Source organism: Pyxidicoccus trucidator, assembly GCF_010894435.1.
Lineage (GTDB): Bacteria > Myxococcota > Myxococcia > Myxococcales > Myxococcaceae > Myxococcus > Myxococcus trucidator.
The window spans coordinates 1-1,107 of the sequence record NZ_JAAIXZ010000065.1; the positions used below are offsets into that span (position 1 = coordinate 1).

Sequence of the window (1,107 nt, forward strand, 5' to 3'; positions counted from 1 at the left end):
ACCCCTTCAGCACCACGCCGGGCGCGCGCATGTACCGCACCGGTGACCTGGTGCGCCGCAAGGCCGACTCCCAGCTGGAGTACCTGGGCCGCACCGACTTCCAGGTGAAGGTGCGCGGCTTCCGCATTGAGCTGGGGGAGATTGAGACCGCACTGCGCCTGCACCCCGCCGTGCAGCAGGCCCTCGTCATGGCCCGCCAGGACTCCCCCGGTGACAAGCGCCTGGTGGCCTACTTCACCACTCACGGCCAGGCACCCGACGCGGCCTCCCTGCGCTCCTTCCTCAAGGAGAAGCTGCCCGACTACATGGTGCCCTCGGCCTTCATGCCGCTGGACGCCTTCCCCCTCACTCCCAACGGCAAGATGGACCGAAAGGCGCTTCCCGCGCCCGACGCCTCGTTGCTGTCCGCCAGCGTCTACGTGGCGCCGCGCACGCCCACCGAGGAGCGGCTCGCCTCGCTCTGGGCCGAAGTGCTCCGCGTCGAGCGCGTGGGCCGGAGTGACGACTTCTTCGCTCTCGGCGGCCACTCGCTGCTGGCCACCCAGGTGGTCGCTCGCATCCGCTCGGCCTTCGACGTCGAGCTGCCACTGCGCGCTCTCTTCGAGGCCTCCACCCTGGAGCAGCTCTCCCTTCGCGTGGAGCAGACCGGTTCCGGTGCGGCGCTTCCTCCGCTGCGTCCGGCGTCGCGCGACAACGGGCCCCCGCCACTGTCCTTCGCCCAGCAGCGGCTGTGGTTCCTGGACCAGCTCCAGCCCGGCTCGCCCACCTACAACATGCCCACCGCCCTGCGGCTGGACGGCATGCTGGACGTGTCCGCACTGGAGCGCGCCTTCTCCGAGCTGCTGCGCCGCCACGAGGCCCTTCGCACCACCTTCGGCAGCGAGGCCGGCACTCCCGTCCAGCTCATCTCTCCGCCCGCGCCCTTCCTCCTGCCCCTGGTGGACCTCTCCTCGCACGAGGACCGTCAAGCCGAGGCCCGGCGCATGGCCCAGGCGGACGCGCTGCATCCCTTCAGCCTCTCCACCGGTCCGCTGCTGCGCGTCAGCCTGCTGCGCCTGGCCGAACAGCAGCACGTGCTGCTGCTCAACATGCACCACGTCGTCTCCG

At 70.7% G+C, this 1,107-nt stretch carries 1 protein-coding gene; it reads left to right on the top strand.

Translation table 11 applies throughout. The features are described 5' to 3' along the window. Window positions 1–1,107, top strand: a 1,107-nt coding sequence (locus G4D85_RS48400) for a condensation domain-containing protein (protein ID WP_164021919.1), incomplete at both ends; no start/stop codon positions are given.